We start from the raw sequence: 24,741 nt of genomic DNA, 5'->3' as shown, positions 1-24,741 counted from the left end.
GATTTTTAGGTGAAAAAACCACGGCGTTGCTGAATTGAGGTATGAAATTGGAAAATCAAAAAAATGAACCTCTTACTCTTTGCGCCTCTGCGCCTCTGCGTGAAACAAAATCATACTCTTAATCAGCAACGCCAAAACCACATATTGCATTAGATCAATGGGTTGAAGGAGATGACCCAATTTAGCAGTTTTCAACGGAAAAATCAACTAATAACCCAGGATTTAATGTTATATCGAGTTCCTACTGATTTAGAAATATTGATGCAAATCTTAGTAGGAACTCTTACGCAAAATTAATAAATGTAACTTTCTAATTTCTTACTTTGCGTCTTTGCTCCTTTGTACCTTTGCGCGAAACGTTCTTTCCAAAATTAAACCCCCTGCAAAAAAGCAGAGGGAATAATCAAACCTTAAACCTTGGGTTTAAAAGTCGAAGCAACGTGCAACTCTTTCAATTGTTTTGCGTCCACATTTCCAGGAGCATCTGTTAACAAACAACGCGCTTGTTGAGTCTTAGGAAAAGCAATCACATCACGAATTGATTCCTCTCCCGATAACAACATTACCAAACGATCTACACCGTAAGCAATACCACCATGGGGAGGAGTTCCATATTCAAAAGCTTCTAATAAAAAGCCAAATTTACTTTGTGCTTCTTCTGTTGATAAACCAATAGCTGAAAACACCTGTTCTTGAACTTCTCGCTGATAAATTCGCAAACTTCCACCACCAACTTCAAACCCATTTAAAACTAAATCATAAGCTTGAGCGCGGGCGGTTTTTAAATCACTGATATCTTCAGGATGAGGGGCTGTAAATGGGTGGTGTAATGCTTCTAAACGTTTTTCATCTGCGTTCCATTCAAACATGGGAAATTCGGTAATCCAGAGCAAGTTAATTTTGTCTTTGGCAATTAACTTAAATTCCCTTGCCACAAATTGACGAATTCTATCTAAGGTTTTATTCACAGTGGTTGTATCAGCAGCCGCAAATAATAACAAATGTCCGGCTTTTGCACCCGTTCTTGTTAATATTTCCTGCTTTTGTTCCGGTGTTAAATTATCTTTAATTGCGCCAATAGTATCAATTTCACCATTTTCTCGGACGCGAATATAAGCTAATCCTTTCGCACCAGCTTCTGCGGCTTCTCGGAAAATATCTCCACCTGGTTTAATGCGAACATTAGAAATTGCATCGTTACCGTTAGGAATGGGGAGAATTTTAACGATACCACCGTTAGAAATGGCTTCTCGAAAAACTTTAAAACCGGAATCTTTTAAAACGTCAGAAACATCAACTAATTCTAAACCGTAGCGGGTATCTGGTTTATCACTTCCGTAACGGTTCATAGCTTCCGCGTAAGGAAGACGAGGAAAAGGACGAGGTAAATCAATTCCTTTAACGGTTTTGAAAATATGACAAACTAACTTTTCGTTAAGTTCGATAATTTCATCTTCAGACATGAAACTCATTTCCATGTCTAATTGAGTAAACTCCGGTTGTCTATCAGCCCGTAGATCTTCATCGCGGAAACATCGCGCAATTTGATAGTATCTATCCATTCCCGATACCATCAATAATTGTTTGAAAAGTTGGGGAGATTGCGGTAAAGCGAACCATTCACCCTCATTCACCCGACTGGGAAGAATGTAATCTCGCGCTCCTTCGGGGGTGGAACGGGTGAGAATAGGGGTTTCCACCTCAATAAAACCTTCTAGGTCTTCCAGATAGCGCCGCATGGCTTTAATGACCTGATGACGCAATTGCATATTTTGCGCCATACGTTCCCGTCGTAAGTCCAAATAACGATATTTTAATCGTAAATCTTCCCGTACTGTTTCCGTGTCTGCGGTGGAAACTTGGAAAGGTAACTGTTTGCGGACGGCGTTGAGTAGTTCTATTTTATCCGCATAGATTTCTACTTCGCCAGTAGGAAGTCGGGGATTTAGGGATTCTGGAGGACGTTGGGTAACTCTACCGGTGATAGCTACAACATATTCATTTCTGAGTGCGTTAGCCTGTTCATAGGAGTCTGGGGTGCGCTGGGGGTCGCTGACGATTTGGACAATACCAGAGCGATCGCGCAAGTCTAAGAATATCACACCACCGTGATCGCGGCGACGGTCTACCCATCCGTAAAAGGTAACAGTTTCACCAATATGTTCTTTTCGGAGTTCGCCGCAATAGTGAGTTCGCATAGTTGTTAGTTCTTTGGTTCCGGGCTAGGTTGGGTAAATGTCAAGGCTTTCCCATTATCTAGCATCAACAGTCATTGTAGTAGTTTTAGTGGAAGAAAAATCAGCAACTGGTTATTTTAGCTTTGGGGGTTGGAAACAGCCAATCGTTAGATAATCTTCCAGCAGCAAGTAATGTATGTAGTGTGAATATGGCTGAATCAGAAAACCCCACCCTATCTTAGAAAAGGCGAAGTTTTTTTGATGTCTGGGTAATAAAATTTATTAGTCGCGGAATTCTACTCCTGCGTCCACTGGATCAAAACCGTCAGGAAATATAGTCTCACTATCGGCGATCGCCCCGCTTAACCTCGCCCCGCTTAAATCTGCTCCGCTTAACCTCGCTCCGCTTAACCTCGCTCCGCTTAAATACGCCCCGCTTAAATTCGCATCGCTGAAATCCTGCCTGCTTAAATTCCTCCCGCTATAATCCACAGAGCCTAAATTCCGACTATACGCATAGGAAGGACTAGGATTGAGGAAGAGAACCCCACTGAATACTGAAAATGCTATAACCAGCACCAGCAGAAAACTTAGAGACTGTTGGACTTTAGACTTAATGTAACTTGCCATGATTTACCCCTTGGATGTTTGTAATTCTGTATAGAGAATATACAGTACAGATAAACTATATTATACATGATGTATTTTGACAAGGGGCTTTTTTGATGGTTTGGTTAAACTTTGTTAATGGGATTTTTAACCTGGATAGGCAGATTTTGCCTGTATAGACGCGGTTTCTAACCGCCCGTTTAACTGCTAAACCCCTACAAATCTAATCTGCCAACGGGAAGGCAGTAATGTAGTTTAGATCTAGCTGAATGAGAAAACCCCACCTGATCTTTTATCTGTTAAATGCTATAATCAAACAAATGTAATTTACTTTTTCTATCAAAATATGGAAACAATTGCCATTAAAGTTGATGCAGAAGTTGCCAAAGCCTATCAAGCAGCAGAACCGCAAAAACAGCAAAAAATTCAGACTATTGTGAACGATTTGCTCAAATTAATTATTCAAGATAAATCTCTAGATGACATTATCCAAGAAATGCAAGAACAAGGGAAAAATAGGGGATTAACTCCAGAAATTTTAAATGAGATTCTTGAGAATGGATGAATTACGTTTTGTTGTTGATACAAACATTTTAGTTAGTGCCGTTTTGATTAAGTCATCTATTCCAGATGTGGCATTCAAAAAAGCCAGAAGTTTAGGAATAATTTTATTTTCAGATGCGACTTTTCAAGAACTACAAGAAATCCTTAATCGGTCAAAATTCGATAAATATATTTCTGTGAGTATTCGTACTCAATTCTTAGCTAAATTCAAACTTGAATCAGAAGAAACTGAAATAGTTAAGATGATTAAGGAGTGTAGAGATCCAAAAGATGATAAATTTCTTGAGGTTGCTATTAATGGTAATGCAACTCATATTATTACAGGAGATAAAGATTTATTAGAACTTCATCCCTTTCAAGGAGTTGATATTATTACCGCCACGCAATTTTTAGAAATTTTCTCAGTTTGATAATAAAATAAGCTGTTGTGAATTTAGTTTGTATAATTCTAGCGGGCAAGATGCCCGCACCACAAAGCTCAAGTAAATTATGGTTATCAAATTTAGCTGCGTAATAGCTTATGATAAGAAAGAAATCTTTTAACCTGCGTAGGCAGGTTTTGCCCGTGTAGACGGGGTCTCCAACCGCCCAAAAATGCCTTAAACCCCAGTGGTTGCGGAAATATCAATTAACCAGCGGACTGTTTGCGGGAAAATAATCACAATTAACAACACAATAAACTGTAAAACCATAAAAGGAATCGCACTTTTATGAATATCTAATGTACTCACTTCTTTAGGGGCAACACTTTGTAAATAAAACAAAGAAAATCCCACTGGTGGAGAAATAAACGCCGTTTGTAAATTCACTGCCATTACCACACCAAACCACACCATATCAATATTTAAAGCTTGGGCTGCTGGTACTAATAAAGGCAAAGCAATAAAGCAAATTTCAATAAATTCTAGAAAAGATCCTAAAATAAAAATCACGATATTACTAACAATTAAAAACCCCCAATATCCTCCAGGTAAACCTACTAATAAATTAGTTATAAAAGTTTTGCCACCTAAAGCATCAAATACCAAACTAAACATCGAAGAACAGAATAAAATCATCACCACTAAAGCTGTAATCACCGCGGTAGAATGGGCAGCATCACGAATTAATTGTGGTGTGAGACGTTTATTAAAAGCTGCGAGAATAGAAGCCCCAACAGCACCTACAGCCCCCGCTTCTGTGGGTGTGGCAATACCAAAGAAAATACTACCTAACACTGCAAAAATTAAAATAATCGGCGGAACAACAGCTTTAAAAACTTTTTTAATTAATTCATTACCTTCAGGAATTACGACATCATCAGGGATAAGGGGAACTTTTTCCGGTTGAAAAAAACCTAGTCCTAAAATATAGAGAATATAAGCACCAGATAACATTAATCCGGGAATTAATGCCCCTAAAAATAAATCTCCAACGGAAACACCAATTTGATCACTCAGAATCACTAAAACTAAACTGGGAGGAATTAACTGGGCTAAAGTACCGGAAGCAATAATAACTCCTGAAGCTAATTTTTTATCATAGCCATAACGTAGCATTAGCGGTAATGATAACATTCCCATCACAATTACTGTAGCGGCTACGACTCCAGTTGTAGCTGCTAAAACTGTTCCCACTAAAACCACTGCTAAAGCCAATCCTCCCCTAACACGACTGAAAAGAATACCAATTGTTTCTAATAATTCTTCAGCTAAACCTGACTTTTCTAAAACTGCACCCAGAAAGACAAAAAAGGGAATTGCAAGTAAGGTAAAGTTCGACATTGTGCCGAACCAACTATTAGGTAAAAGCAGAAGACGAGCGGGATTAAAAGCCCCAACGAGTGTACCAATAAATCCAAAAACAATAGCAGTGCCGGCAAAGGAAAAAGCGACTGGATAGCCACTCATGAGAATAAAGAAAAAGCCGACAAACATTAAAATTCCTAACCATTCAAAACCCATATTTTCTCCTATTCAATATTGATATTTTCTGAAGTTTCTAAACGAATTTGTTCCGCTACTTGTTGATAGCCTAAAATGACTGCTAGGTATTTAATTGCTTGAGAAATACTTTGTATTAGTAGCAGTAATAAGGCTATGGGAACCATTGTTTTAATTGGGGCACGGGGTAAACCATTAGCGTCAGAGGATATTTCCCAAGTCCCCCAACTACCATCACTTAATCTTCCCCAGGATTGTAAAACAGGATTAAATAATACCAAAATGCCAATTAAACAAAAGGGAATTAAAAATAAAATTGTCCCGAAAAAATCAACTAATGCCCGTTTTTTTTCACTAAAATTGGCATAGAAAAAATCAACTCGTACATTTTCTCCATGACGTAAAATATAAACAAATCCCGACAAAAAAGTGAGGGAAAATAAATACCATTGCAGTTCTAATAAGGCATTAGAAGACAATTGTATACCAATGAATCTTCCCATATAACGGGCGAGAACATTAAAAAAACCGACTCCAATTGTCAGTAAAACTAACCAATTGGATAACCATCCCAATTTATCAGCACAATTGTCAATAAATTGCGAAATTTTCAACAGTTTACTAATTAAGGAAAATCTTCTGGTTTGACGCATACAATATATAAATTAAGGACAAGTATTGAGAGATTTTTAATTATTAATTAATCAATTTTTCCACCTCCAAAATATCTAAATTTGTTAACTGTACCACTTGTTCTACAGGCATTTTATTCTGTAATAAATTAATGGCAACTTGTCTTAATTGCAATTCAGCTTGTTCTGCCCGTTGTTTTTCCTGTTCTGCAATTTGTTTGACTTCAGCTACTTTTTGTTGTGCAATTCCTACCATTTCCTGAGAAGTGGGAAATAACTCACCATCGAAAGTTGCCCAGCGTAACCAAGTGGCATCAACACCTCTATAATTACCTTCCCAACGCACTAAAGACAAATTTAAGACCTTACTTATCAGTTGATTTTTCTCATTTAGAGCAATCTGTTGATATGTACCACTATTGAGATCGAAACCTGCAAAATCATCTGGATTAAAAGGGTCATACCAAAAATATTCAGAAACCCGCATCTGATTTTGATAAATTAATTTTTTCGCATTTTTATCATTACTAGCTGTAGTTTCTGAAAGTAATTCAATTACTACATCTGGGGGTTTGCCCTCTTCCCAAACTACCCAAGACAATCGTTCTGTTTTTGGTACACCCAAAACAGCAAAAAAATCTGGACTTCGAAAATCTTGATTTTTTAATTGTGCTAAACTGTAATAGACAAACATATTGCCCCCTACATATCCATCAGTCCTTTGCTCTAACCAAGGCTGAATCGTATCAATTAAAATATCCATTTGGAATTTATGCCTTTGTGTTTCCATGGGGATACCATCATCACAAGGAAGTTCTGCCTGGGTGGGTGGCAGTTGAACGCTGGATAAAGCCAAAACAGTTTCTAACATAGCCGTTAAATATTAGTTAGAAATTACTTAATACTTTTATACTAATCTGAAATGATTAGAAATTGATCAAATCATCAGCAATAATAAATTTTACAGGAATTCTTCAAATGTTACATCATTATGGTAGTGTAGTAAAGTATTGCAGTTAGTCATAGTATTAACTTTTATGAAACGTCGGACTATTGTTAACAGATTATCTCAAAGTGCGATCGCTGCTACAGGAATCGCCATCGTTGGTGGTTGTCAAAAAGCTCAAAATCAAGGTAAAACCGATACCAGTAACCTGCCGACAATTAAATGGCAAATGGCCACCAGTTGGCCAACATCCTTAGATACTATTTTTGGCGGAGCGCAGGTATTAGCAGAGCGTGTCAAAGTTTTAACTAACGGTAAGTTCATTATCGAAGCCCGCGCGGCCGGAGAAATAGCACCGGGTTTAGAAGTTCTCAATGTGGTTTCTCAAGGTGCGGTACAAGCAGGACATACTGCTGCTTATTACTATATCGGTAAAAGTCCTGCCCTAGCTTTTGGTACATCAGTACCATTTGGACTCAATGCCCAACAACAAAATGCTTGGTTATATGAAGGTGGTGGTTTAGCGAAACTTCAGGAAATTTACGCAAGTAAATTCAACGTTATTCAATTTCCTGCGGGAAATACGGGTACACAGATGGGAGGATGGTTTCGCAGTGAAGTGAAAACACTTAATGACCTCAAAGGCTTAAAAATGCGGATTCCCGGGTTGGGGGGGCAAGTTATGGCTAAATTAGGGGTGACAGTACAAACCCTTCCCGGTGGAGAAATCTTTCAAGGGTTACAAACAGGGGCTATTGACGCGGCTGAGTGGGTAGGACCTTATGACGATGAAAAATTGGGTTTAAATAAAGTCGCTAAATTTTACTATTATCCGGGTTGGTGGGAACCAGGTCCAACTTTAGAAGTACAAGTTAATTTAGACGAATGGAAAAAGCTGCCACCTCAATACCAAGCCGCTTTAGAAACGGCTGCATATCAGTCGAATACAACAATGTTAGCTCGTTATGATGCGCGTAATGGTGAAGCATTGGAAAAACTATTAAAAACAGGCACTCAAGTGCGTGCTTATAGTCAGGAAATTTTGGAAGCAGCGGAAAAAGCTTCTTTTGCTTTATATGATGAATTTGCGACTAAAGATGCTGATTTTAAAGCCGTTTATGAACAGTGGAAACCCTTTAGAGATAGGATGTATGCTTGGAATAATCTCAATGAAGGCAGTTTAACCCGTTATGCTTATGGAAAGCTGAAAGCAGGGAATTGAGAGTTTGTTTAATAGACTTCCAAATCAAAAAATTCTCTGCCTTTTTTTTTTAAACGAAAGTGTATAATTTCGTTTGTTAATGAGAAGCTACGATGGTAGTAAAAATCTTCAACATAGACCTTGCAGGAGGTAATTCATGACTGAAGGAAAATGGCATAATGTTACTCGCATAGTCCATCTAGTAGGTGGACTGAAAGCTATTAATAAAACGGGATCTGAAGTCATTATTCCTCTTGGTAGCAATGATCCTATGCCAACATTTTCTATAGATCGCTATCATGATTTACCGTTGAATTTGATTTCATTAGGATTCAAGATAGTTGGGATTGATTACTATGAAACATCTCAGCAAATAAAGGGATACTATCCACCCATGTGGCATCCCTTCCATGCAGATCAGGCAAACAACAATTCCTGTCTTCATGCAGAAAGAAATTGGAGTCGGTTAGCTTACGCTGCTTTTAAAGCAGAAAAGATGGAATTAATGGATATTTGTAGCCGAATTGCTTTTGAGGTAAGAGCTTGTAACTTAAGACTTCGGCAATTATCAGAAGCTTATAATGTTGAACTTTGGTCTTTATGCGAACAGCAACAGTTTTCTCCTGGCAAAATTGAAACGTTAAATTCATTTTCCATTTATTTAGAAACTCATGATCTTCTTCGAGAGTTATGTACTCTCCGGGATTATTTGGCAGAGTTTGTTGCAAACTTTGTACTCAAAAGCTCTCTCAACACAAACGATAGAATTCGATTAATGAATTCTTTGAGAAAACAGATACTTAAAGTCAATATTACAGATAACTCCCTAGCCTCTGAGCTATGTGAAATAACTAATGAAAGCGATGGCGGTTGGTTAGCTAAATTATCTGCTTATCGAGACTTAGTTGTTCATTATGTACCATTAGGACAAGCAACACGAAGAGAGTTTGTTTTCAGACGGTTTTTGCCTGATAACAGCTTAGGAAATCTGCCCTCAATCTATTTCCCAATTCCGTCTAATCCACTCTCAGTAAAGCAAGTTCGCTCGAAAGGCTCCCCGTTTCAAACTGTATCTCAGTGGATTGAAGCTTCTAAACAAGATGATAACTCCGCTCCAGATGCGCTTGAATATTGTTTGCACTCTGTTGGGAATATGATGTCTTTAGCTTGTAAAATTGCTCAGGAAGCACCGATTTCTCCTGAAATACCAACCTTTGTTAAAGGAGTTGATATTCAGGAAGTTGTGCAGTAAAAATTTAAACAATTTAAAAATCAATCAAAGTTCACAAACAGAAGATCAGGAGTTGATTATGCGATTAGCACCACTTTACCAACAAGACAGAGAACTAGCCAAACAAGAAGGAGAACAACGTCTAATTATCCGTCTCTTAAATCGCCGAGTTGGGGAAATTGATTCATTATTAATTCAAAAAATCCAGGAATTATCTATTGAAAAACTTGAAGAATTAGGAGAAGCTTTGCTAGATTTTACTTCAGTTACAGATTTAGAAACTTGGCTAGAACATAATTCAATTAATTAGCTTCAACTTACTAATTTTTCTCTACTATCAACAATATAGCGGTATCCACTTTAATAAGTTACATCATAGCCACCTCTCGAAGAGCGGGGTTGGGGTTGGGGGTGGGGTTCTTGTATCTCACTCAACCAATAACCCCTATATGTCTAATATCTACAATTATGCCACAATAGCGAAACTAGATAAAAGCATTAGGAGTTTTAGCTGTGGAGTCCCCCCAAAAAACATCATACCAACCAGCCGCAATTGAGGAAAAATGGCAAAAAACATGGTTAGAACTTGGCTTAGATAAAACCCCTCAAGACCAAAACAAGCCCAAATTCTACGCGCTTTCTATGTTCCCCTACCCCTCCGGTAGCTTACACATGGGTCACGTTCGTAATTACACAATTACAGACGTAATTGCTCGCCTCAAACGGATGCAAGGGTATCGAGTATTACATCCAATGGGCTGGGATGCTTTCGGACTACCCGCAGAAAACGCCGCCATTGATAGAGGTGTACCTCCTGCAAAATGGACATATCAAAATATTGCCCAAATGCGGCAACAATTACAACGTCTGGGTTTATCCTTAGATTGGGAATGTGAAGTTGCTACCTGTTCTCCTGATTATTACAGATGGACACAATGGATATTTTTACAATTTTTACAAGCTGGTTTAGCTTATCAAAGAGAAGCTGCAGTGAATTGGGACCCTATTGATCAAACTGTATTAGCAAATGAACAAGTTGATAATGAAGGACGTTCTTGGCGTAGTGGAGCAATAGTAGAACGTAAATTATTGCGTCAATGGTTTTTCAAAATTACCGACTACGCAGAAGAATTATTAAATGATTTAGATAAACTCACAGGTTGGCCAGAACGAGTTAAATTAATGCAAGCCAACTGGATAGGAAAATCCACCGGTGCTTATTTAGAATTTCCGATTGTCGGCTTAGATGAAAAAATCGCTGTTTATACCACCCGTCCCGACACTGTTTATGGCGTGAGTTACGTCGTTTTAGCCCCAGAACACCCCTTAACTCAAGTGGTGACAACTTCAGACCAAAAAGCAGCAGTAGCAGCCTTTATTAAGGAAGTCAGCAACCAAAGCGAGTTAGAACGGACTGCGGAAGACAAACCTAAACGGGGTATTCCCACTGGTGGTCAAGTTATTAACCCCTTTACTGGGGAAGAAGTACCGATTTGGATTGCAGATTATGTACTCTATGAATATGGTACAGGTGCGGTAATGGGTGTACCAGCCCATGATGTCCGGGATTTCAAGTTTGCTAAAGAACAAAATTTAGCTATTAAAGTGGTAATTGTTCCCGAAGTTGGTGCAGAGGAAACTTTAAAATCAGCATATACAGAAGCGGGAATTTTAGTTAATTCTGGTGACTTTAATGGGATAAATTCTATAGATGCAAAAAAAGCCATTATTGAATTTGCCGAAAAACACAATTTCGGTAAATTAAGAATACAATATCGCCTCAGAGATTGGTTGATTTCTCGACAACGTTATTGGGGCGCACCTATCCCTGTTATTCACTGTCCTGAATGTGGAATTGTGCCTGTACCAGAAAAAGATTTACCTGTACAATTACCAGAAGATATTGAATTAAGTGGCCGTGGTGGTTCACCTTTAGCACAATTAGAAAGTTGGGTAAATGTGCCTTGTCCAAGTTGCGGTACTCCTGCGAAACGGGAAACCGATACAATGGATACTTTTATTGATTCTTCTTGGTATTTCTTGCGTTATTCTGATGCCAAAAATGAAGAAAAGATTTTTGATTCTGCTAAAGTAAATGATTGGATGCCTGTAGATCAATATGTAGGAGGAATTGAACACGCAATTTTACATTTATTGTATTCGCGTTTCTTCACAAAAGTATTAAGAGATAGAGGGTTATTTAATTTTGATGAACCATTTCAAAAGTTATTAACTCAGGGAATGGTACAGGGTTTAACTTACATGAACCCGAAAAAAGGTGGTAAAGATAAATGGATTCCTTCTCATTTGGTTGATGTTAATAATCCTGTAGATCCGCAAACTGGCGAACCTTTACAAAAGCTATATGCTACCATGTCCAAATCAAAAGGAAATGGTGTTGCGCCGGAAGATGTGATTAATAAATATGGCATAGATACGGCGCGAATGTTCATTTTATTTAAAGCACCTCCTGAAAAAGATTTAGAATGGGATGAGGCAGATGTTGAGGGACAATTCCGCTTTTTAAATCGCGTTTGGCGGTTGGTTACAGATTACGCTACAAGTAAAAAACAACTGACAAATGACAACGGACAACTGACAAAAGCCGAAAAAGATTTACGTCGCTTCATTCATATTGCTATTCAAGCAATTACCGAAGATGTGCAGGATGATTATCAATTTAATACTGCAATTTCGGAATTGATGAAGTTAAGTAATGCGTTGACTGATGCTGATTGCAATAATTCGTCAATTTATGCGGAAGGTATTCAAACTTTGGTGATTATGTTAGCACCTTTTGCCCCCCATATTGGTGATGAATTATGGCAATTATTGGGGAATAAAAATTCTGTCCATACCCAACCTTGGCCAATTTTTGATCCTGGGGCTTTGATAGTTGATGAAATTACTTTGGTAATTCAAATTATGGGTAAAACTCGCGGTTCTATTCAAGTTCCTGCAAAAGCTGATAAAGCGGAGTTGGAGAAGTATGCGCGGGAGTCGGAGGTGGCACAGCGTTATCTGGAAGGGAAGGAAGTTAAAAAGGTGATTGTTGTTCCTGGTAAGTTGGTGAATTTCGTTTTGGGTTAATTGGTTTGTAGGTTGGGTTAAATGAAATGCAACCCAACTTATGTATTATTGTTGGTTGATGTTGGGTTTCCTTGCGTCAACCCAACTTACGTATAAAAGGTATCAACAATATCATGAAGTAGAGTTTAAAAATGGAAAATATACAAACAATTGGTAATTCGCTTGTTACAGAAATACAGCATTTTGCACGTCTATCTGTACAGGTTATATCCTATTTTCCAGCTTGATGTAATAATTATGTCGTAGATTTTTGTACTTAACTATTGTGAAAAGTGCTGTATATTACAGAATTAGAGTATTACTAGGAGAAAAAGTTAACTGACTTTGCTATAAATGTATACCGAGAAAGGATTAGTCAGTGTTATAATTTCTTATTAGAAGATTTCAGTTAAATTCAATGGAAGATGGAACTTTTTTCTTGTACTTATCTCTAGGGTTTATGTGGTTCATGATTTTTGTATCTCAGGGTATGAACAACAACATATTACAGCAACAACAACAGCAACAACAACAACAGCAAGCAGATTTGTTATTACAACAACAGCAGCAGCAACAGCAAGCAGATTTGTTATTACAACAACAACAACAGCAACAACAACAACAGCAAGCAGATTTGTTATTACAGCAACAACAACAGCAACAACAACAACAGCAAGCAGATTTGCTATTACAACAACAGCAAGCAGATTTGTTATTACAGCAACAACAACAAAAGTATTGAACTATTGGTAACAGACTGCAAACATAAATACCCAAAAGCACAAACAAGGGAATTTTTAAACTTAGTGAAAAAGAAGATTATAAAAAGAAATATTATTGAAGGAGGATTTTTAAAATAATTGATTGAGTTTGTAGGTTGGGTTTCATTTAACCCAACCTAACACATTTATTGTAGGTTGATGTTGGATAACATACGTCAACCCAACCTACGGAGTGATTAAACCACGAAGACACGAAGGACACGAAGGAAGAAAGAAGAAGATAAGTAATTTTAGACTGAGAATAGAGTATTATAGGTATAATCCACTCGTAAAGTTAAAACACTATATTTATTTATGCACATACAAAGAATCCAAGTACCTGATTTTCGGGCTTTAAAAAATGTAGATATTAGTTTTGAGAAGGAATTTACTCCGCGTATTTTTCCCCTTGGTAGTCAAAATGGTGGTGGTAAAAGTTTGTAGGTTAGGTTAAATGAAATGCAAACCAACACATTTATTATTGTTAGTTGATGTTTGGTTTCCTCTCGTCAACCCAGCCTACAATTTTATAAGTGACTTTTTTAGAAAAATCTGGTACTATAAGGAGTGAGTATATAAATCATTGTCCGTTCAATTAATGAAAGTGAAGCTTCGCAACAATGCAAATTCTTATCGTACTGCGGTAAAACGTTCCAGAAAGTACATAGTTGTTTATCATAAAAAGGGAGAAACACTAGGAATGAATAGAATATTGTCTCCAAATATGGAAAAGCATTCTTTTGTAAAGGCGTTCTTAGATTTCATTGCTAGAGATATCCAGAAAAATCCTAGCACTATTGAACCACTTACAGAAGATACTTATCGTCGTGTCTCATTACTTACTGAAGGTATGGAAATTGATCTTGATGAAGAGTTTCCAGAGGATTTCATATTTGTATGAATGTTAATGGGTGGACATTAAAAATTCATCCTGCCTTTGGTGAAAAATATAACAAATTGATTATTCAGGTTGAGGAACTTAAAGAAAAAAATCCTGAAGAATATCAGCAGCACCCAGCTACAAAGTTCCTCAACAATATTAATGAGTTTATTTATAAACGTATACCTGAAGATCCGATCGCACCAGAATTTAGGCAAGGTAAAACATTAGGAACAGATAAAAAGCATTGGTTTCGAGCTAAATTTAATAGAAGATTTCGCTTATTTTTTCGTTATAGCAGTACGGAAAAAGTTATTATTTATTCTTGGATAAATGATGAAAATTCCCTTCGGAAAGAGGGAGCAAAAACAGATCCATACAACATTTTTACTAAAATGCTTGCAAGTGGTAATCCTCCAGATAGTTGGGATGATCTTTTAAAGGCTTCAGACAATCTAGAATCTGTTTCAGAAGATTTTGATAACGGCTAATTTATAACTTGAATTAACAATATTATTTATATTTTTAGTTTGTAGGTTGGGTTAAATGAAATGCAACCCAACTTATGTATTATTGTTGGTTAATGTTGGGTAACATACGTCAACCAAAACAATTTTATAAGTGACTTTTTTATAAAAATCTGGTACTATCGGAAGTATGTATATAAATCATTGGATATCAATAAAACTCGGTTCAATTAATGAAAGTGAAGCTTCGCAAAAATACAAATTCTTCTCGTACTGCTGTAAATCGTTCCAGTAATATCCATAATCCCACAAACTATTGAACTTTAGATTTATATATAAGACTTTCACTACTAAAATTTCTATCATTCTTCACTGGAATCTGCCAAATTTTAATTAAATTATCTTCACCACTACTAACTAAAAACTTCCCGTCAGCACTAAAAGCAAGGGAAGTAACAGCATTAATATGTCCCGTTAATGTTAGCATTTCCTCTCCTGTGGCCACGTTCCAGAGTTTAATGCTGTGATGGATTTGTTCTCCAGAAATATTTCGTCCAGCACTTGCTAAAATTTTACCATCAGGACTAAAAGCAATAGTATTAACACTATTATCTTCTACCATGAGAGTCCGAATTTCTTTCAAGGTTTGCAAATTCCATAATTTAATTGTGCGGTCGCGGCTGGCACTTGCTATAATTTTACCATTAGGACTAAAAGCCACCGCTATAACTGTTTGTGAACTAGTAGCTAAATTCTGAATTGGCGCTTGTTGATTAATATTCCATAATTTAATCGTTTTATCAAAACTACCACTTGCTAAAGTCACACCATCATAATTAATATCTACAGAGCGCACCCAATATTTATGACCAATTAAAGTGCGAATTAGCTTACCTGTTATTAAATTCCAAACTTTAATCGTTTTATCATCACTAGCACTAATTAAAGTTTTACCATCACCACTAATAACTAAACTATGCACCGCATCTGTATGACCATTTAAAGTGTGAATCAATTGATTTGTTTGTAAACTCCAAATTTTAATAGTTTTATCATCACTACCACTAACTAAAATTTTACCGTCAGTAGTGATAGCTACTACATTTACATTTTGAGAATGTCCCTGGAGATTAGTGATTTCCTTACCTGTAATTACATTCCATAGTTTAATATTATGACATTGACTATTATCACAATTACTACTACTGACAATCATCTTACCATTTGGACTCATAGCAACAGATAAGACTTTACTTTTATGTCCATCAAAAGTATTGACTAAAGACCAACTTTTTTCTGATATTACAGATTTTGATGGACTATTGCCAGGTTGACTTAAACTAAAAGAAAAGTTAGTTTTTAACTTGCGAAATTCTCGATAACCAGATTCCGCTAATGCGAAAAAGACAATTATCCCCAATATAGAAATTAAATTGCGTATCCAAATATATTTTGATGAATATGTTTGAGAATTTTTTACAGGTGTTTTAATAATTTTATGATTCGCTGCTGGTAGAATATGAGTATGTTTTTTCATCAAATCTCTAATTACTTCATCAGCAGATTGATAACGGTTTTTTATTTCTTTTTGCAGTAGTTTATCCATGATTTCTGTTAATTCTAAACTCAAAGGAAATCGTAAATAATGCTGCCAATTTTCTACCCAAGTATAACCATATTCCATCCATAATTGAAAAGGAGAAATTCCTGTTAATAGATGAAAACAAGTAGCACCTAAACTAAATAAATCACTTGCAGGATATGCTTTTCCATCTCTAATTTGTTCAATGGGAGAATAACCATGTGAACCAATGGAAGTACCATTTTTTCGCTGTACTTGTGCAGTCAATTGTTTGGAAGAACCAAAATCAATAAGTGTTAATCTCCCATCAGTTTTTCGACGAATAATATTTTCTGGTTTAATATCACGATGAATTACCCCATTTTGATGCACAAATTTAATAATTGGTAATAAATCCAATAACATAGATTGAATATCCCAATCTTGATAAATTCTCCGAGATTTTAACTCATTAAATAAATTTTGACCATCAATAAATTGTTGCACTAAATATAAACAATTATCCTGCTCAAAATAGGCTATTAAAGTGGGAATTTGTGGATGTTGTCCTAACTCTTGCAGTCGCTTTGCTTCTTCTGAAAATAGCTGAGTTGCTTTTTTTTGTGACCAAGTCCCTCGAAATTTAGGTGCTAGTTGTTTAATGACACATAATTCATTTAATTTATCAATATCTTCTGATATATAAGTTCTACCAAATCCTCCTTCGTCAGAAAGAACACGAATAACACGAAACCGATTTCTCAACAGTAACACTAAAGGAGTGTTACACGTTTGACAAATTTTATGACTCTGAGAATTTTGCGGATTTGAACAATCGGGATTTAGACAGCAGATCATGATATCTATGGTGCATCTGCATGATAAAATTTATAGATAAACCTAGATTTAACTAAGGCAATTAGTAATTATATTTAACCTGGAAATACAAAAGTTACTTTTCTTAAATATGGAAAAGCTGAAAATATCTATTGTTGCCAATTTTCTCAATTATAGTTTATCTGAAATTGAAGATAAAGGCATTTTGCCATTATTATGTTCTCTGTATATTCTGATTAAAAATTACATTTATATTTTCAGTAAAAACAATTGTTTTTTATGTATATCGTCCCATGAAAATCATTTATTAATCTGTATTTTTATTTACAGATATGTAAAATTGTGATAAGAATTCCCAGGATTTTATTGTTTTTCCCAAACTCCATAACCTAACTTTAACCACAAAATGTTAAATCTAGTAACGTTGAATCATAAAAAAACAACGTGAAAGCACAAGTATTTAGAGGCGTAAATCAATTATCCTACGAGGAAGTCCCAGTTCCCATATTAGCAGCAGATGAAGTGTTAGTACAGGTAATGGTTGTTGGTTTGTGTCAGTCAGATATTAAAAAAATTCGTTATCCTTTGTATGAACCGCCACGCATATTTGGACATGAAACCGCTGGAACTATTGCAGCGATTGGTTCTCAGGTGCAAGGGTGGCAAGTAGGACAACGGGTAGCCGTGATGCACCATATACCATGTATGCGTTGCGCTTATTGCTTGAATGATAATTTTTCCATGTGCGACGTTTATAAAAATATCTCCACTACCGCAGGTTTTAACCCCAGTGGCGGCGGTTTTGCTGAGTATGTGAAAGTTCCAGCCCACATTGTCCAAAATGGTGGCTTAATTCCCATTCCTGATGATATCAGTTTTGAAGAAGCCAGTTTTGTTGAACCTACTAATTGCTGTTTAAAAGCTGTTAAAAAAGCTCAAATTGCACCTGGACAAACTGTATTAGTCACCGGTGCAGGTCCCATTGGTTTAATGTTTATGATGTTGGTGAAGTTCTTTGGCGCGAAAGCGATCGCTACAGACCTTTTACCTTCTAGAATTGAAAAGGCTCTGGAAATAGGCGCGGAAGCAGCTTTTGATGCTCGTGACCCTGATTTACCCGCAAAAATTCAAGCTTTAACCGGAGGTATGGGTGTCGATGTCACTTTATTAGCAGTTCCCAGCGATAAAGCGTTTTTTCAAGCTTTAGACTGTACTCGCAAAGGTGGAAAAATCCTATTTTTTGCGGAATTTCCCGATGAATTGACAATTCCCATTAATCCTAATATTCTCTATCGTCGAGAAATAGACCTCATGGGTAGTTATAGCTCATCTTACCGTCTACAAAGTTTATCTGCGGATATTGTCTTTAATCGCCGCATTGATGTTAAAGCCTTAATTAGCGATCGCTATCCCTTACAAAATCTACCACAAGCCGTAGACCAAGCGATCGCCCCCACAGCAGAAACTTATAAAATCTTAATCTATCCGTAAATCAATTGAGGATTTGGGGATTAATCCTGTTAATCCTTAAATCCTGGAAATCCTGATTCTGACAATTATAAAATCTACCACAAGCCGTAGACCAAGCGATCGCCCCCACAGCAGAAACTTATAAAATCTTAATCTATGCCTAAGGACAGTAGGGGAACAGGGGACAAGGGGAAATAATTTACTAATGACCAATTCTATTAAGTTTTATATTATTTTAATAATTTGTAGTTTACAATACAGATTTTTGTCTTATTATAAATATAGCAAGAATGATAATTATTTACCAGCAAAAAAACTTAGAGGGGGTGTAATTGTATCTATTTAATGTTTTGTAGTTTACACTACAAGTTTTTTCGTTAGCATGGTTATAATATGTATGTAAGAGATAGTGACTCGTCTGCCAGTAAACAAGCATAGAGAGGTAGCATTATGTCTATTCAAGAAAAGCTTCGCAGAACTATAGCAAGCGAACATCAACAAATTAAAAACCGTCAACAATCTATATTGATGCGTGCTTCACAAGAACTGGGACTCCACCAAGAAATGGCGCATTACTGGAATCCCGTTCAAGGTAAAATAGATTTTACGACGCAAATGCTTTATGGACGCAGCCAAGCAACGATGAGCTAGTTATCCTTGGCGTTGACGATGTAAAAAAAGCCACCCAAAAAGGATGGCTGGATGAATGACTACTTTTGCTATTTCTTAGACATCTATTGACAATTAGATAATGCATTATCTAATTGCAGATGCTGATTGTGGAGATGTTCATCGGAACTTATCTACATTATTTAGCACCAGATGCCTACTGCAACTAGCAATCATAATATAGGAAGAATTCATAAGGATGTGGACGCAATTGCATTTGCTTAACTTCGTTAGCAACTTTGTAATCAATCCAATTCTGAATGAAATCTTCAGAGAAAACACCAGATTCGGTTAAGAAAGCGTGGTCATTTTCTAAAGCTTCCAGAGCCAATTCTAAAGAACCGGGAGTAGAAGGAATCTTAGACAATTCTTCTGGGGAAAGTTCATAGATATTTTTATCTAAGGGTTCACCAGGGTGAATTTTGTTTTTGATACCGTCAATACCAGCACAGAGCATAGCCGCGAAAGCCAAGTATGGATTAGAAGTAGCGTCTGGACAACGGAATTCTAACCGCTTGGCTTTGGGGTTATCTCCAGAAAGAGGAATGCGGACGGAAGCAGAACGGTTTCCTTGGGAGTAAGCCAAGTTTACAGGTGCTTCGTAACCAGGGACAAGACGCTTATAAGAATTTGTTGTGGGGTTAGTGATTGCCAACAATGCTGGAGCGTGTTTGAGAATACCACCAATGTAGTAAAGTCCCATTTCACTCATACCAGCGTACTTATCACCAGCAAATAGAGGTTGGCCATTTTTCCAGATAGACTGGTGACAGTGCATACCAGAACCATTATCACCAAAAATGGGTTTAGGCATAAAGGTGACGGTTTTGCCATATTTCCTAGCAACGTTCTTAATGACGTATTTGTAAGTCATTAACCAGTCAGCAGCTTCGATTAATTTACCAAATTTAAAACCAAGTTCGCACTGACCACCGGTAGCAACTTCATGGTGTTGCTTTTCAATAGGTACACCACAATCTTTCATTATCAGCAGCATTTCTGTCCGCATATCTTGAAAGTTATCTGTGGGTGGTACAGGGAAGTAACCTTCCTTGACGCGGGTTTTGTAACCCAGGTTAGGTTTTTCTTCTCTACCAGTGTTCCAACGACCTTCTACAGAGTCTACATAATAGTAACCTGAGTTGGTGGTTTGATCGTAGCGGACATCATCAAAAATGAAAAATTCCGCTTCAGGACCAAAGAAAGCTGTATCACCAAGTCCCGTAGAAGCTAAGTAGTCTATGGCTTTTTGGGCAATAACACGGGGACAACGGTTATACCACTGACCTGTACGAGGTTCTTTGATACTACAAATGATACTAAGAGTTGGTTCTTTCATGAAGGGATCGATCCAAGTGGTGTTGGGATCGAGTACCATTGTCATGTCAGATTCTTCAATACCCTTCCAACCTCGAATACTAGAACCGTCGAAGGGAACACCGTCAGAGAAAGAACTTTCATCAATTTGGTCTTGGTACATGGTTAAATGCTGCCAAGTTCCCAGTGTATCAATGAATTTCAGATCAATCATCTGAATTTTTTCATCTTGAATTTTTTTCAAGATTTCTTTTGGGGTTGTCATTTTTACTGTACTCCTGATATAGCTAACTACTTACTATACACCCAAAACTTGCTAAAGTGTCCTCACCCTGTCACCCCAAACTAACTTATCGCACACTAATTGAAATATCATAAATAATTAACGCCATTTTGTGATTTTTATTACAAATTATTTGGGTTAGTGATTATGTTAACCTTTATTTCATAATTTGTGCAAAACCATAAACTTCATGATCAGGGGTCAACTTTGACATAAAATCCTTAAATAGCAGATGGATAGTTTTATGCCAAGGTCTATTTTATGCGAATTGGCATGGGATTTTATTGGTGCGTAATTGCGGCCAATTTAATATCAAACCATAAATAGTTGACAATTGGGAGAAAAAAATGCGCGATGCCGTGACGAGTTTAATTAAGAATTATGACGTAACCGGTCGTTATTTTGACCGGAATGCCATTGATAGTCTCAAATCCTACTTTGAGAGTGGAACAGCTAGGGTGCAAGCCGCAGCCGCAATTAATTCTAATGCAGCGGCTATTGTTAAACAAGCCGGTGCAAAGTTATTTGAAGAATTACCAGAGTTAATTCGTCCGGGTGGTAATGCTTATACAACCCGTCGCTTTGCCGCTTGTCTGCGGGATATGGATTATTATCTACGCTATGCTACTTACGCGCTGGTAGCTGGTAATATGAATGTTCTGGATGAGCGTGTATTACAAGGACTACGGGAAACTTACAATTCTTTGGGTGTACCCATTGGTTCGACTGTTCAAGGTATCCAAATTATGAAGGGTATTGTTAAGGAACAGGTAGCGGCTGCGGGTATTGCTAATACTGCTTTTGTTGATGAGCCTTTTGATTATATCACTCGTGAATTGAGTGAGATTGATGTTTAGGATTTCATCAATAGACATCTGAGAACAAAGTAGAGGCGTTCCCCGGAACGTCTTTACATAATGATATCAATATCCAAACTTTTATTATCTGCTGTTGGTATTCCTTGACTACGAGCAGAAGCCCAAAGTGTAGATGCTTCTTTTAATAATTCCGAAGTTACTGGTAGAAAAGAAATGATTTCTTGAAGTTCATCTAAATTTTGAATACTAGATGATTTAGGTTTATTTTGAGAGATTAAGATTAAACTTCTTCTAATTTCGTAATCACATAATTAAATTATTTTCAGATTTTGAGCATCTGACGATTCTAAGTTGATGGGACGAGGATATCCTTCTAAAATTAGTTGATAATCACTATCAATATTATTGTTATTGGGAATTAGGGCAATAAATCGGGTGATGTTGAGGATTTTACCGCTGGGAAGTTCTATGGCGGTGTTCATGGGTTTCTCCTTGGTTTTACTAGTCAATATTTCTTCTATTCTATCATATAGCAATCCTAAATTATTTATGAACAACAATATATCTGACTGCTCTAAGAAGTCGGGGATTTTATCTCTTGTAATAGAATCAGGATGTACACTAATTGTAGTTATACTCAAAGATACTTTTTTAAAACTTCAACTGTAGCCAGTCCGGTTTTTTCCCAAGTAAATTGATTTGCTCTTTTTAGACCTTTTTCTGAAAGTTGTTTTCTGGTTTCTGAATCATTAATTATGATTTTCATTGCTGCTGTAATTTCTTCTATATGATAGGGATTAATTAAAATAGCAGCATCTCCCGCAACTTCTGGAAGTGAGGAAATATTAGAGGTAATAACGGGAGTACCACAAGCCATTGCTTCTAAAACTGGTAAACCAAAACCTTCCCAAAGTGTGGGGAAAACTAGCGCAATTGCTTGATTAATAATTATTGGTAATTGGTCATAAGGTACATAGTTGAGGAATTTTACTAAATGATTTATTCCTAATTCTTGAGTTTGGATTTCTAACAATGGGGAATAACGTTGATCATCAGGTCCTGCTAACCATAGTTCATAGTCATTTCTATTAGGTAATGCGGAAAAAGCGGTAATTAATCTTTGCAGATTTTTGTAAGGGTCTTGACGACCGATATATAGGAAGTAATTGCGGGTGGGGAGGTTGAGAAATTGGAAATGTGAGTTATCTCCCGCGAGGGCAATTGATGTTATTTTATTACTAGGAATTTGGTAGAATTGGGTGATATCATTGGCTGTTGATTCGGATATACAAATAATATGTTCTGCTTGTTTAAAAACTTCAGGAGTATAGTATTTATGGTATGTCGTTAATGGTGATAAGCGTTTGGGAAAACGCAAGGGTATCATATCAAAGGCTGTGACAATAAAACGACAGTTAGTATATAAAGGTGCTTCGGGAGTGGGGGAAAATAAAAGTTGAGATTTGAGGTTTTGATAGATTTTTGGTAGTTGGAATTGTGTCCAAAATAAACGGTTTAAATGTCCTTTTAATCCTTGTTCTGATGTTAAGTTATGAGGAGTTTGATAGCAGTTATAGTCAGGGAAAGATTGGGAAGTTAAAAGTATCGGCTCAAGTTTTTGTAAGTGAGGTAAAAGATTCAGAGCGTAGGTAGTTGTACCTGTGGGTTTGGTAAGTAAGAATGAAAGATTAGTGAGTAATGGCATTTTAAATTTTTAGTTAGTTCAGTTATTAATATTTTTTATTCATACAAATTCAGTTTTAAATAAGCCCGCATAATTTTTATTTTCTTTTTTTATTATAAAGATTACAGAATTTCACGAATATTACCTTGATTTAGCCAATTAATCATTAAATAAGGATGAACAATGTGAAATTCATGGATAGGAGAATTATAAATACTATGTCTTTCAGGAATGATAAGTTCAATATCTTTATTTAAAAAATCTTTAAAATTAGCTGTCACTAATAGATTAGCTCGACCAGCTAAAGCTGTTTCTAAAACGTGCTGATCTTCTATATCATTAATAGGAATAACACCTGTTCCTCCTAATATTAATTGAGGCTGAATTTGAGCATAACTGCGGATAATATCTACATAAAAAGACGCATCCTCAGCCAAGGGAGTTAATCTTAATAAAACTTCTTCTAAACGATTTAACATTCCCCAAGAAATCACAAGTTCTACTTTTCCCATATAACAGCGACCATAACGAACTGTATCAACTATACTTTGACAAGCTGATAGCTTGCGTGGTGTAGCCATATTTTGATTTTCTTTGATATCAGCTAATAATGCCGCACACCAAATATTGAGATCAAGACATAAGCGTAAATGATTAGACATCACGAGTTAACTCAACTGAAGCACAGAGTAAATCATCTTCAGTTTCTAAAGAATTTAACCAATTTTTATCTATATTTTGGGCAATTCTTTGTTGAGCGAATTTGTATTGATGATGCAATAAAACTCTTGTAATTTCTTGACTAATTTCTTGCCACTGTGCTTCAGAAGCAACCCCATTTAACTGTAAGAGTGCTGACCAAGCATCATGAGGTAACATAGCTCCTAGCTTGATTGAAGCACTGGCTATTTGGGATATTGAGCGATTTTCCATTTTTGATAATACACTAATTCGCTCTGCTGTTTCTACGTCTAGGTCTGCTGAAATGGTTTTTTCAGTCATTGCTCTATTTTTCTCATAAGTTCTATAAAGATTATAACTTTTAATTTGTTATTTTTCATTATTCATTTTATGAAAATTGCATTTCTCATTTTTAGCGCGTAGGATCTTACTGTACTGCATAAGGTGTAAATTGCCGTTTAAAAGCAGAATGAAAACCAAGGACAATATCTGAATTTGGTACACCCATTTGCACTAATCTTTCAGCTATAGATTCTTCAGTTCCGTTGTACTGAATCCAAATTTTGCCGTCTTCAATGTCAAAGTGCATCACTGGTCCAAACACTCGTTTATCGCCTTGCCATCCGATATAATTGAGTTGATAATGGTCATGTTCACTATCAAATATTAGTTGTGCTTTGACTGTATCATTTGTGGTACAAATCTGCGAGTGTTCTGTTAAAATTTGTGTGATAAATTGTCTATACTTTTCTATTTTATCCATTGTCGAACTTCCTCCTGTTGAGGATCAAGTTTAACTGCTTCACTAATGCGAATGGTTAAGGGGTCATGGGTAATATTCCATCCTTCTTTTATTAAAGCATTTTTTACCTGTTGGTGAAAAACATCTTTTGCCATTGTTTTTGTGTGAATATGAGTTAAAAATCATTTGTATTTTAAGATTTAGTTTTATTTCTTCTCCT

At 36.5% G+C, this 24,741-nt stretch carries 26 protein-coding genes and 1 pseudogene; 14 read left to right on the top strand and 13 right to left on the bottom strand.

Annotated elements, in window-relative coordinates:
• Positions 1-171: 171 nt before the first annotated feature.
• Positions 172-297, top strand: coding sequence for a hypothetical protein (locus H6G44_RS20475; RefSeq protein WP_276513827.1), 126 nt, complete (start codon positions 172-174; stop codon positions 295-297).
• Positions 298-410: 113 nt separating this feature from the next.
• Here H6G44_RS20475 and aspS read toward each other — a convergent pair whose 3' ends face one another.
• Positions 411-2,198, bottom strand: coding sequence for an aspartate--tRNA ligase (gene aspS / locus H6G44_RS02350; RefSeq protein WP_190386790.1), 1,788 nt, complete (start codon positions 2,196-2,198; stop codon positions 411-413).
• A gap of 261 nt (positions 2,199-2,459) precedes the next feature.
• Positions 2,460-2,807, bottom strand: coding sequence for a pentapeptide repeat-containing protein (locus H6G44_RS02345; protein ID WP_190386789.1), 348 nt, complete (start codon positions 2,805-2,807; stop codon positions 2,460-2,462).
• Between the two features lie 325 nt (positions 2,808-3,132).
• Here H6G44_RS02345 and H6G44_RS02340 point away from each other — a divergent pair, with 325 nt between their 5' ends.
• Positions 3,133-3,351, top strand: coding sequence for a hypothetical protein (locus H6G44_RS02340; protein WP_190386788.1), 219 nt, complete (start codon positions 3,133-3,135; stop codon positions 3,349-3,351).
• Entirely contained in the window at positions 3,344-3,760 is a 417-nt protein-coding gene (locus H6G44_RS02335; protein WP_039199251.1) for a putative toxin-antitoxin system toxin component, PIN family, read from the top strand. The genes H6G44_RS02340 and H6G44_RS02335 overlap by 8 nt, the downstream gene beginning before the upstream one ends.
• A 189-nt stretch (positions 3,761-3,949) precedes the next feature.
• Here the strand turns inward: H6G44_RS02335 and H6G44_RS02330 are convergent, their stop codons facing one another.
• The 3 genes from H6G44_RS02330 to H6G44_RS02320 are packed head-to-tail and all read right to left on the bottom strand — an operon-like array spanning position 3,950 to position 6,775.
• Positions 3,950-5,293 (bottom strand): TRAP transporter large permease, encoded by a 1,344-nt coding sequence (locus H6G44_RS02330; protein WP_190386787.1) that lies wholly within the window; start codon positions 5,291-5,293, stop codon positions 3,950-3,952.
• Between the two features lie 8 nt (positions 5,294-5,301).
• Positions 5,302-5,925 (bottom strand): TRAP transporter small permease subunit, encoded by a 624-nt coding sequence (locus H6G44_RS02325; protein WP_190386786.1) that lies wholly within the window; start codon positions 5,923-5,925, stop codon positions 5,302-5,304.
• A gap of 43 nt (positions 5,926-5,968) precedes the next feature.
• Positions 5,969-6,775: a Uma2 family endonuclease gene (locus H6G44_RS02320; protein ID WP_190386785.1), complete on the bottom strand. Its 807-nt coding sequence runs from the start codon at positions 6,773-6,775 to the stop codon at positions 5,969-5,971.
• Positions 6,776-6,941: 166 nt separating this feature from the next.
• Here H6G44_RS02320 and H6G44_RS02315 point away from each other — a divergent pair, with 166 nt between their 5' ends.
• From H6G44_RS02315 to H6G44_RS02280, 8 genes and pseudogenes are all read left to right on the top strand, one after another.
• Positions 6,942-8,072, top strand: a complete 1,131-nt coding sequence (locus H6G44_RS02315) for a TRAP transporter substrate-binding protein (RefSeq protein WP_190386784.1) — start codon at positions 6,942-6,944, stop codon at positions 8,070-8,072.
• Between the two features lie 136 nt (positions 8,073-8,208).
• Positions 8,209-9,303, top strand: coding sequence for a hypothetical protein (locus H6G44_RS02310; protein ID WP_190386783.1), 1,095 nt, complete (start codon positions 8,209-8,211; stop codon positions 9,301-9,303).
• A gap of 7 nt (positions 9,304-9,310) precedes the next feature.
• Positions 9,311-9,592, top strand: a pseudogene (locus H6G44_RS02305) (DUF4351 domain-containing protein); the annotation flags it as partial.
• A gap of 203 nt (positions 9,593-9,795) precedes the next feature.
• Entirely contained in the window at positions 9,796-12,372 is a 2,577-nt protein-coding gene (gene leuS, locus H6G44_RS02300; RefSeq protein ID WP_190386782.1) for a leucine--tRNA ligase, read from the top strand.
• A 469-nt stretch (positions 12,373-12,841) separates the two neighbouring features.
• On the top strand, positions 12,842-13,093 hold the full coding sequence (locus H6G44_RS02295) for a hypothetical protein (protein ID WP_190386781.1): 252 nt from the start codon (positions 12,842-12,844) through the stop codon (positions 13,091-13,093).
• A gap of 334 nt (positions 13,094-13,427) precedes the next feature.
• Complete coding sequence (locus H6G44_RS20470) at positions 13,428-13,556, top strand: hypothetical protein (protein ID WP_276513826.1); 129 nt, start codon at positions 13,428-13,430, stop codon at positions 13,554-13,556.
• Positions 13,557-13,695: 139 nt separating this feature from the next.
• Positions 13,696-14,013, top strand: a complete 318-nt coding sequence (locus H6G44_RS02285) for a type II toxin-antitoxin system PrlF family antitoxin (RefSeq protein WP_242034453.1) — start codon at positions 13,696-13,698, stop codon at positions 14,011-14,013.
• Complete coding sequence (locus H6G44_RS02280) at positions 14,010-14,483, top strand: type II toxin-antitoxin system YhaV family toxin (RefSeq protein ID WP_190386780.1); 474 nt, start codon at positions 14,010-14,012, stop codon at positions 14,481-14,483. The genes H6G44_RS02285 and H6G44_RS02280 overlap by 4 nt, the downstream gene beginning before the upstream one ends.
• Before the next feature lie 289 nt (positions 14,484-14,772).
• Here H6G44_RS02280 and H6G44_RS02275 read toward each other — a convergent pair whose 3' ends face one another.
• On the bottom strand, positions 14,773-16,878 hold the full coding sequence (locus tag H6G44_RS02275) for a serine/threonine-protein kinase (protein WP_190386779.1): 2,106 nt from the start codon (positions 16,876-16,878) through the stop codon (positions 14,773-14,775).
• 423 nt (positions 16,879-17,301) lie between these two features.
• Between H6G44_RS02275 and H6G44_RS02270 the strand changes: the two genes are divergently transcribed.
• Positions 17,302-18,348 (top strand): zinc-dependent dehydrogenase, encoded by a 1,047-nt coding sequence (locus tag H6G44_RS02270; RefSeq protein WP_190386778.1) that lies wholly within the window; start codon positions 17,302-17,304, stop codon positions 18,346-18,348.
• A 429-nt stretch (positions 18,349-18,777) separates the two neighbouring features.
• Complete coding sequence (locus H6G44_RS02265; RefSeq protein ID WP_190386777.1) at positions 18,778-18,978, top strand: hypothetical protein; 201 nt, start codon at positions 18,778-18,780, stop codon at positions 18,976-18,978.
• Positions 18,979-19,162: 184 nt separating this feature from the next.
• Here H6G44_RS02265 and glnA read toward each other — a convergent pair whose 3' ends face one another.
• Complete coding sequence (gene glnA / locus H6G44_RS02260; protein WP_190386776.1) at positions 19,163-20,578, bottom strand: type I glutamate--ammonia ligase; 1,416 nt, start codon at positions 20,576-20,578, stop codon at positions 19,163-19,165.
• Between the two features lie 365 nt (positions 20,579-20,943).
• Here glnA and apcB point away from each other — a divergent pair, with 365 nt between their 5' ends.
• Positions 20,944-21,453: an allophycocyanin subunit beta gene (gene apcB, locus H6G44_RS02255; protein ID WP_190386775.1), complete on the top strand. Its 510-nt coding sequence runs from the start codon at positions 20,944-20,946 to the stop codon at positions 21,451-21,453.
• A 272-nt stretch (positions 21,454-21,725) separates the two neighbouring features.
• Here apcB and H6G44_RS02250 read toward each other — a convergent pair whose 3' ends face one another.
• From H6G44_RS02250 to H6G44_RS02225, 6 genes are all read right to left on the bottom strand, one after another.
• A complete protein-coding gene (locus H6G44_RS02250; RefSeq protein WP_190386774.1) occupies positions 21,726-21,896 on the bottom strand; it encodes a hypothetical protein in 171 nt (56 codons plus the stop codon).
• Positions 21,897-22,051: 155 nt separating this feature from the next.
• Complete coding sequence (locus H6G44_RS02245; RefSeq protein ID WP_190386773.1) at positions 22,052-23,119, bottom strand: glycosyltransferase family 4 protein; 1,068 nt, start codon at positions 23,117-23,119, stop codon at positions 22,052-22,054.
• Between the two features lie 101 nt (positions 23,120-23,220).
• Entirely contained in the window at positions 23,221-23,760 is a 540-nt protein-coding gene (locus H6G44_RS02240; RefSeq protein ID WP_190386772.1) for a PIN domain-containing protein, read from the bottom strand.
• Positions 23,753-24,100, bottom strand: coding sequence for a hypothetical protein (locus H6G44_RS02235; protein ID WP_190386771.1), 348 nt, complete (start codon positions 24,098-24,100; stop codon positions 23,753-23,755). The genes H6G44_RS02240 and H6G44_RS02235 overlap by 8 nt, the downstream gene beginning before the upstream one ends.
• A 106-nt stretch (positions 24,101-24,206) precedes the next feature.
• Positions 24,207-24,542: a XisI protein gene (locus H6G44_RS02230; RefSeq protein WP_190386770.1), complete on the bottom strand. Its 336-nt coding sequence runs from the start codon at positions 24,540-24,542 to the stop codon at positions 24,207-24,209.
• Entirely contained in the window at positions 24,530-24,676 is a 147-nt protein-coding gene (locus H6G44_RS02225) for an element excision factor XisH family protein (protein ID WP_190386769.1), read from the bottom strand. Before H6G44_RS02225 ends, H6G44_RS02230 begins: the two co-directional genes overlap by 13 nt.
• Positions 24,677-24,741: the final 65 nt, after the last annotated feature.

Source organism: Aphanizomenon flos-aquae FACHB-1287, from assembly GCF_014698755.1.
GTDB classification, from domain to species: domain Bacteria; phylum Cyanobacteriota; class Cyanobacteriia; order Cyanobacteriales; family Nostocaceae; genus Dolichospermum; species Dolichospermum flosaquae.
Note: the sequence above shows the minus strand (reverse complement) of the source record. Positions and strands in the feature narration are given on the sequence as shown.